8 protein-coding genes, 1 tRNA gene and 1 pseudogene are annotated in these 9095 nt (G+C 31.0%); 2 read left to right on the top strand and 8 right to left on the bottom strand.

Annotation, left to right across the window (positions count from 1 at the left end):
• The 3 genes and pseudogenes from L6Q46_RS10510 to L6Q46_RS10500 form a co-directional block, all read right to left on the bottom strand.
• Positions 1–294, bottom strand: a pseudogene (locus L6Q46_RS10510) (hypothetical protein); the annotation flags it as partial.
• A gap of 76 nt (positions 295–370) precedes the next feature.
• Positions 371–889 carry a hypothetical protein gene (locus tag L6Q46_RS10505; protein WP_291284260.1) on the bottom strand — a complete coding sequence of 173 codons (519 nt, stop codon included), beginning with the start codon at positions 887–889 and terminating at the stop codon, positions 371–373.
• A 167-nt stretch (positions 890–1056) separates the two neighbouring features.
• Entirely contained in the window at positions 1057–1956 is a 900-nt protein-coding gene (locus L6Q46_RS10500; RefSeq protein ID WP_291284259.1) for a hypothetical protein, read from the bottom strand.
• Positions 1957–2118: 162 nt separating this feature from the next.
• On the opposite strand from L6Q46_RS10500, the gene L6Q46_RS10495 reads away from it, so the two are divergent.
• Complete coding sequence (locus L6Q46_RS10495; protein WP_291284258.1) at positions 2119–3045, top strand: SIMPL domain-containing protein; 927 nt, start codon at positions 2119–2121, stop codon at positions 3043–3045.
• A gap of 48 nt (positions 3046–3093) precedes the next feature.
• Here the strand turns inward: L6Q46_RS10495 and L6Q46_RS10490 are convergent, their stop codons facing one another.
• From L6Q46_RS10490 to L6Q46_RS10470, 5 genes are all read right to left on the bottom strand, one after another.
• The gene (locus L6Q46_RS10490; protein ID WP_291284257.1) at positions 3094–4911 is read right to left on the bottom strand and encodes an AAA family ATPase; all 1818 of its coding nucleotides are present in this window, start codon (positions 4909–4911) and stop codon (positions 3094–3096) included.
• Between the two features lie 293 nt (positions 4912–5204).
• Positions 5205–5280 (bottom strand) — tRNA-His (locus L6Q46_RS10485).
• A 74-nt stretch (positions 5281–5354) separates the two neighbouring features.
• Positions 5355–6071, bottom strand: coding sequence for a bacillithiol biosynthesis deacetylase BshB1 (gene bshB1, locus L6Q46_RS10480; protein ID WP_291284256.1), 717 nt, complete (start codon positions 6069–6071; stop codon positions 5355–5357).
• A gap of 30 nt (positions 6072–6101) precedes the next feature.
• Positions 6102–7136: an isochorismate synthase gene (locus L6Q46_RS10475; RefSeq protein ID WP_291284255.1), complete on the bottom strand. Its 1035-nt coding sequence runs from the start codon at positions 7134–7136 to the stop codon at positions 6102–6104.
• On the bottom strand, positions 7136–7561 hold the full coding sequence (locus L6Q46_RS10470) for a hotdog fold thioesterase (RefSeq protein ID WP_262318475.1): 426 nt from the start codon (positions 7559–7561) through the stop codon (positions 7136–7138). The genes L6Q46_RS10475 and L6Q46_RS10470 overlap by 1 nt, the downstream gene beginning before the upstream one ends.
• A gap of 134 nt (positions 7562–7695) precedes the next feature.
• Between L6Q46_RS10470 and L6Q46_RS10465 the strand changes: the two genes are divergently transcribed.
• Positions 7696–9095, top strand: a 1400-nt coding sequence (locus L6Q46_RS10465) for a right-handed parallel beta-helix repeat-containing protein (RefSeq protein WP_291284254.1), incomplete at its 3' end; no start/stop codon positions are given.

The following is a 9095-nucleotide window of genomic DNA, read 5'->3' as shown; positions in this document are numbered from 1 at the left end:
TTTTGCTGTTTCCAATTTAATTTTAGCTTCAAAATTGATTGTGCCAATAACTCTTGGTTTTTTATCTTTTGAAAAAAAGATACATTTTGGAACATCGTTTTCTGTATATGAAAAATAACCTCCTATATTTTCTGAATTCTTATAGAGTTCAATAAAAATATCGGTACCATACCAAGAAGCCATTTCTGAATTATAAAGCATTTTGCCTTCATCTACTATTTTAGCAGTTTCTTTATCTAAATTAGATTGACCAAAAGCGGTAATTCCAATGAAGATGATAAGTAATTTTCTCATTGTTTAATTGGTGTTAAAGTCCCAAATATAAGAAATTACTTTCATGATAAATACAGAAATCAGGAAAGTAGAAAATTTATGGTAACGTCACTTCTCCTAAAAACAAAGTCCAAACTTCTTTTTTAGTGGTACCAAAAGATTTTACAACTGGCTTAAAGCCAATTTTTTGATAATATTGAAATTCCATTGGAATTTTGTTTTGTGTAACGATAAGTTGGTATTGTGTTGTCCAATAGTCCGCTGCTACGATTGAATTCTCAAAATTAGTTACAGCAAATGAAAAGTTCTTATTCGTGATTTTATCAATCAATTCATGCAATGAAATAGTAATATTTTCAGTTGAGGTAAAATCGATAACTTTTATATTTTCGCTTTCAAATAAGCTGTAAATGCTACTTTTAATTTCAGCTTTTAAAGTTTCGGATGTTGATTCACTTGACAATAAAGTCAGATATTGATAATAATCTTCCACTTTTAAAGTTGCGCTTTCCTGGTACGCTTTTACCGAAGCCATTGTAAAATTTGCCTTTATTGAAGTTGAAGCAGGTGTACTCGCATTTTGACCAAAAACGGAAAATGTAAATAGTAAAAACATAAAAATACAACTTCTTCTTACCATAATATTCTGTATTAACCACATAGAAACATAGAAAATAACTTGTTTGAGTTGTTCATAGCTATGTAAACTCAAAAAAAGTAAACTTGCGAAACTTCGGAATCAAACCCTTTCATAACAAAACTATGTTACTATGTGTTTAAAAATTATTCTTGTATAATTCGTATAAATTTAATCTCATTCTTATCATTACTTTGAATATCAATCACTTTCATTCGCTTCAAAGCAACACTAGGAACAATCAACTTTTCTGAAAATTCTTGCTTGTTGAAATATTCGATTCCCAAATCGTTTTTCAACATCACCAAAACTTCTAAATCGTCGGCTAAAATCTTTTGTAATTGCTCTTTTCGGGTTTCCCAATCTTTTATATCCGATTTCATAAAACCTTTCAACATCATCGCATAATCGTCGGGTTGTAAGTTGATTTCATTTGGATTTTCCTTTCCTAAAACAACCGTTTTGTCTTTATAATAGGGACTTTTCAATACAATCTTAGCACTATCTTTAGCTGTAATTTGAATTTTAGAATCTACAATTTCAATTGGTGTTTCCTCATTATTTTCAATCATTACCGCTTTTACTTCATCGCTATTAATTTGTTCTTCGGTAAAGGCATTTTTCACTTCAATAGTTTGCACTTCTTCCCTATTCAAATAACGATAAATGAAAATTCCCATCAAAAACAAACCTATAAATCCAACACTAAAAACAACTTTATTATTTCGTTTTGGATGAGAAACTATAGGAGTAACTTCTTCTTTCCATTTAAAAACATATTCATCCCAACCCGAATAACCGACCAATTGCGATAAAATATCCAACATATCTTTTCTCGGCAATTTATCGTTGGTTTCGACTTTCAAATGCGTGTAAATCCATTTTTCGCTCACGGTTTGTTTTACTTGAACGGCAATCAAATCGATTAAATTTTGAATGTCTTGCGAACTAAACGTTTTCCAATTTCCCTCAAAATAAGGATACTGCTTCTGATAGGTCAAAAGCACATCGTTTTTAAGTTGTTGAAATACGTCTAATGGATTCATGAATTTTATTCGAGTCAAAAGTAATGGATTGCAATTTTTTTCTACTGTAAAACCACTGTAAATGTAGCGAAAAATCTTTACAGATAATGGAAAGTGGTTTTGCCAAACGTTTTTCTAATTTCCAAAGTACTATTGCCATCAAATCTTTAAAAATATAAAATTATGAAAACAACAGTATTACATTTAAACGGAAAAATCAATTGGATTATTGTTACCTTATTGCTCACTTTTAGCGTTTCTCAGGCACAAATTAGCGGTAACCAAATTTATGGAAACAACTCATACAACGGCAACAATTACAATCAGGGTAACTTACCGAATAATGCCGTGGTTTCTATTAACGACAATCATTTAACGGTTACTGTAAAATTACTTCAAAACAAAAAAGCCGATGGTTTTGTGATTACGTTAGGTTTAAACGAAGAAGACGAAACCGTTTCGGGTTGCAGTAAAAAAATTAATGCTCGAATTGACGGATATTTAGACAAAATTAAAACCTTAGGAATTAAAAAAGAAAACGTTTACATCGATTTTATTTCGCAAACTAAAATCTATGATTTTGAAGTGAGCGGCTTGAATTCGGAACAAGTGGATAAAGGATTTGAAATCAAAAAGAATATCATTATTACAACTTCAAACGTAAATAGTTTGGAAAAATTAATTGCATTAGCTTCCGATTTTGAAATTCATGATGTGATAAAAGTGGACTATTATAATTCTGATACAAATGCAATTCACAATGCTCTTTTTGATGAAGCCTTAGTTTTAGCCGAAGCGAAAAAAATCAGATATATGAAATCGTTTGGAAAGCGAATTGTTGGAACTCCAAATGCTACAGAAGAATTTGCAACCGTTTTCCCAGAAACACAATACAAAACCTATCAAGCCTTTGAAACGGCAGAAATTCAAACCAATTACAACAACCGAAGTCCGTATTTAAAGAAAATCGCCCGAAAAAATAAAACCTTCTACTACGATGGAATTTCAAGCGCAGGTTTTGACAAAGTCATCAATCCCAACCAAACGGAAGTCGGAATTCAATATGTGTTAACACTCACGATGACGTATAAAATTGATACTTCGATTTAGAGAAAGTTTTTGGAATAAAAAAAGCCCTGAATTACTTCAGGGCTTTTTTTATTGCTGAATGTATTTGAATGTTTCTAAAACATCATATGGAAGTAATTCTGGAATGTCATCAATAACTTTTTCAATAATTTCTAATTTAAGAGCTTCTTCTTTACCTTTTTTAACTCCATTTAATTTTGGGAAAATTTTTAGAATTTTACTTTCTAAATCATGACCATTATTATGCAGATACCACTTCGGAATTGAAACTTCAATATCATTTATATATTTACATCTTATATACTCACAATCTGTTTTATCAAATTCTCCAGATATACAATTAATTATAAAATCAATTATTCTTTGTAAATCATCTTGAGGTAAATTTTTGAAATCTGTATAATTTTGATTTTGATTTAAACCTAACTCTTCTCTATTAATTATCTTTTCTCTTAAAAGCAAAGCAGCTAAAAGAATTGGATCAAATAGATAGGACTCAATACTATATCTTTTTCCATCACCAATAACTTTAACATAATCATTTGTTTTATTAGTCTTATCCCAATCAATTATACCCCAAATAAACTTATTACCGGCATTTCTCAAAACTGAAGTGACATTAACTACTTGACTACAATTGGAAATTTTTGTTCCATTCTTATCTGTTCTACTTTCTCCTGATGAAATAAATGTCAATGAAACATCAGGCTTTAATAAATTATTTAGTTTCATATAAAGTTTTTCATAAAATGAAACATCATTTTCACTTTCTACAAAAACTTGTCTTCTATTTTCAAAATTAATACTAAAAGATGGTACCCCAGAAGTAAGAATTCCTAATGCATAATCTTTACTTGCTTTTTCAATTCTTCGCCCTGTTTTGTTCACAACAAATAAATTGCATTCATCTGCTAATGCAACTGTTGAGGGCGAATGAGTTGTCATTATTACCTTAACACCTTTTTCATTAACAAAAATTTCTTTAATTACATTTATAAATTTTTGCGCCATTGAAGGATGTAATGAAGCATCAGGCTCATCCATTAATAGAACTTTAGGAAATTGTATATCAAACTTAGAATTATATAAAGCTAAAGCTAGTGACATTAAAACTTTTTCTCCAGATGATAAATCCGCAAAATCTATTTGAGCACCATTATTATTATTAACAAGTCTTAATTGATATGGAGCATCTCTATTCAAATTTTTTGGCTGTCCAATATGATAATCTAAATTAGCTTCAGAAATTATTTTATTTACTAATAACCAAGGTGGTTCTCCATAAGTTTTTAAAAAATCTTCATCTGATAGGAATGTTGTGTTTGTATCTCCTTTTTGTTGATTTTTATACTGTCGATATTCATTATCTTCAAGTTTATCTTGGTATCTTTTAAATAAATTTGAAAAATTTTGATGAAAAATATCAATTTGTTGCATTCCATCATTCAAAGGATAGAAATTATAAAAATCATCTGCTGTCAAATCTATATCCTTTTTATTTGCAAATTTTGCAATCTCAGAAACTATATTTAATTGGTGTTGATTTAACTGATTTATTGAATGTTGGGCTCTTTGCTGTGGTATGGTAAGCTGTCTTTTAGAAATATGTTGATTAAATTGCGACCAAAGATTTTGTATATTTTGATTTAATTGTTCTTTTGTTGCAACACCACTATTATTTGGAGATAAAGTTTGAGAAGTAACATATTTCTTTGGATTTAATTGAATGTTATTTTCATCAGTTAAACTAAGCAAATTACTTTGAATAGCATTTAGAATTTGTGTTTTACCAGCACCATTTAAACCTGTAAACACAACAAAATCAGGCAATTCAATTTGAAAAGGTTCAAGAGATTTAAACTTATTTTTTAACTCTAGTTTTATCATATTAAATCAATATTTTCTTATATTTTAATCAATATCTCTCAAAATAGTATTTTATTCTTCTTTCAAAAATAGCAATAAATAATTTCCTACACAACCCGTAAAAATACCTGATTTTCAAACCAGGTATTTTTACGGGGGTCTTTATATCTATTATTTACATTAATACTTGCAAATATTTAAAATTCATCCATTTAGACAAACCTATAAAAACGCAAATAAAATTAATTCAAAAAAAGAAGAAAGTTTATTCCATAAAAAAAGCCCTGAATTACTTCAGGGCTTTCCAATGTTAAGGGTGAAAGACGGGTCTCGAACCCGCGACCTTCGGAACCACAATCCGACGCTCTAACCAACTGAGCTACAATCACCATTTGTTTTGCGAGTGCAAATATAGGGGTTTACTTCTATCTTGCAAAGATTTTTTTTACTTTTTTACTACAATTTTATTTCAAATCACCTAAGCTATTGACAGCCAAATATCTTTCAGTTGTAAAACCTTCAGCATATTCTACTCCAACAAGCCTTCCAAGGTCTTGAGCACGATATTTTACACTATCTAAAAAGTTTTTTGAAGTAATTGGTGAAACCGGTTCTTTTGAATTTGGGTCATAAAACTGCGAACCATAAGCCAACACAGATTCCATTTTTTTACCTATGAAGTCCGAAATATCCACAACAAAATCAGGTTCAATATTTTGCCATTGGATGTAATGATATACTACTTTTGGTCGCCATGCTTCTTGCGCTTCTCCATTCAACTCGGTTTTAATTTGTCGCAATCCTGATAAAAAACAAGCATCGCTAACTAATTTGCTTCCTTTTCCGTGGTCAATGTGTCTATCAGTAATAGCGTTGCACAACACGATTTCAGGTTGGTATTTGCGAATCATTTCGATTACTTTCAATTGATGTGTTTCATCATTCATGAAAAAACCATCACGCATATCCAAATTTTCACGCACCACAACTCCTAAAATCTCAGAAGCCTTAGCTGATTCCGAATTACGAATTTCCACTGAACCTCGAGTTCCTAACTCACCACGAGTTAAATCGATAATCCCGACTTTCTTTCCAAGGCTAACTTCTTTGGTAATCGTGCCACTACAACCTAATTCTACATCGTCTGGATGCGCTCCAAAAGCTAATATGTCTAATTTCATTTTCAGTTTATAAGTTTATCGTTTAAGAGTTTAAAAGGTTTTGGAAACTAAAACATTTCGCATGGTCATGGATTTGTTTTCCGTTTCAATAAATTCCTTTTCTGGATTGCTGTCTTTTGTGATGCCACAGCCTACGTAAATATTTACAACATCATTTTCTACTTCTAAACAGCGTAAATTTACGAATAAATCGGTTTGATTGTTTTTATTGTATTCACCTAAAAATCCCGCGTAATATTTTCGATTATAACCTTCATTTTTCAGAATAAAATCGATGGCTTGTTCTTTAGGCAAACCACAAACCGCTGGTGTTGGATGTAACGCTTTTATCAAATCATTCGCTTGAAAATCAGGAGTTAATTCACCCGAAATAAATGATTTTAAATGTGCTAAATTTCCAGCTGCAACTGTTTTAGCATCAGATACAATAAGATTATTTACTTTATCTTTTACTTTAGTTACAATATAATCCGTTACAAATTGTTGTTCTTCGATTTCTTTGGTGGCCCAAATTACATTTTCCGAATACAATTGCGTTCCAGCCAAAGCCACTGTTTCAAACTGATTTTGATTGATTTTTACCAATTGTTCTGGCGTTGCACCCATCCATAAACCAATTTTGGGATGAAAAAACAAATAGCGAAAAGCAGTTGGATAAGTCGAAATCAAGTTCTGAAAGGTTTCGATAATTGAAATTTGATCTTTTAAAACTATTCTTCGAGACAAAACTACTTTATCAAATTCGCCTTGTTGAATAGCCGAAACTCCTTTGGAAACTAAATCTTCAAAAGTCTCTTTTTGATTGCTTTCAGAAATGAAATTTTCAGCCGATTTTTTCTCTAAATTTTCAATATTTCCTTGCGAAAAGAAATTCCCTTCAAACGGAATTACTATTTCTTTTCCTTCATGAAAAGGCATAAATACAAATCCGGCTTGACCGATAAAATCAATAATTTCATCATTTTGATGTACGAGTAAATTCCAAACGTTTTCATTTGGTTTTACATAGCAAACAAAGGCTTTTTTTTCTGATAGAAATGTATTTATTCCTTGAAAAACTTGCATTATTGTCTTCTTGAAAGTATCATATTTGTCAATTTACACAATGAAATTAACTTTCCTTGTTCGTCAACAATTCTAATTTCCCACAAATGCAAACTTGCGCCTTTATGAACAATTTTAGCTGTAGCAGTAACCATCCCTTCGCGTTTACTCTTTAAATGATTTGCTGAAATTTCAATGCCACGAACTTCCTGTTTTTCTGGATTAATAAACATTATTGAAGCAGCACTTCCAACGCTTTCAGCTAAAGCAACTGTTGCTCCTCCATGTAATAATCCCATAGGCTGATGCACCCTTGGATTTACTGGCATTGTAGCGGTCAGAAAATCTTCTCCTGCATCTGTGTAAACTATTTCTAAGGTATTCATTAAAGTATTTTTGCTCCAATCGTTACACAATTGTAGCATTTTTTCTCTATCAAACATCATAACTTTATTTTTTGTAAAATTAAGCATTCCGAACAGAATAATTCAACTGATTTAACGTTTTAGTAAGTATTTTAAACACATTTTGTTTTTACAGATTTAAAATTAATAATTACATTTACCAAAATTAACATTACATGCGTCGTTTATTACTTTTATTACTTATAGGTTTTGCCGTTTCATTAACTTCATGCCGAAACGATTTTGATTTTGAATCAAGAACTGGTGGTTTGGAATTTTCTAAAGACACGGTTTATTTAGATACCGTTTTTACTGATATCGGCTCAAGTACTTATACACTAAAAGTGTACAACAGAAGTGATAAAAACATTTCGATTCCATCACTTCGATTAAAAGAAGGAACTGCATCAAAATACCGTCTAATGGTTGACGGAATGGCTGGTCAAGTATTTGAAAATGTTGAAATTTTGGCTAAAGATAGCATGTATATTTTTGTTTCTGTTACAGCAGAAGTTGCCGATGCAAATCCAACTGATTTTCTCTATACCGATAAAATTTTATTTGGTGATGAATTAGATCCAAATCACCAAAAAGTGGAGTTAGTTACGCTAATTCAAGATGCCTATTTTATTTATCCTGGAAGAGTTCAAAACCCAGATGAATCTTACACTTACGATGAACTAAACTTAGGTGTTGATGGAGACGGAAATCCTATTACAATTCGTGGTAGATTTTTGGAAGAGACTAATCCAATCAATGGAAACGAATTACATTGGAACAATACCAAACCTTATGTAGTGTATGGTTATGCTGCAGTTCCATCAAACAAAACCCTTGTTGTAGATGCTGGAGCGAGAATTCATTTTCATGCCGAATCAGGATTAATTGTTGCTAATAATGCTTCTATTCATGTGAATGGAACAACTTCATCAACAGAAGCCTTAGAAAACGAAGTCATCTTTGAAGGCGATCGTTTAGAGCCTGATTTTTCTGAAGTTCCTGGTCAATGGGGAACCATTTGGTTAACCCAAGGAAGTACAAATAATCAAATAAAAAATCTAACGATAAAAAATGCCACAGTAGGAATTCTAGTTTCTGGAAACGATGGCACTTCGACTCCTACTTTAGACATTGAAAATACTCAAATTTATAATTGTGCAAACGTTGGAATTTTAGCTCGTACCGGAAATATTGAAGGAAGAAATGTCGTTATCAATAATTGTGGTCAAGCTTCTTTTGCAGGAAGTTTTGGTGGAAGTTATGAATTTACACATTGTACATTTGCAAATTATTGGCCTGCACCTAACCAAGTAGGAATCTTATTAGATGATTATGATGGAAGTGCGATTTACGCATTAAATAAAGCAAATTTCAAGAACTGTATCATTCACACTTCTAGTAATTTTGGAATCAACTTTCAAAAAGAAGGAAATACTTTTAATTATAATTTCGATCATTGTTTAATCAAATTTGCCGATTTTAGTAATCAATTTACAAATAATCCGCTATATGATTTTTCAAATACCGCATTGTTTGATACTTGTTTGATTGCTAGAAATTCAACAAATAATAATCC

The sequence above is a fragment of the Flavobacterium sp. genome (assembly GCF_023151265.1).
GTDB lineage: Bacteria > Bacteroidota > Bacteroidia > Flavobacteriales > Flavobacteriaceae > Flavobacterium.
Note: the sequence above shows the minus strand (reverse complement) of the source record. Positions and strands in the feature narration are given on the sequence as shown.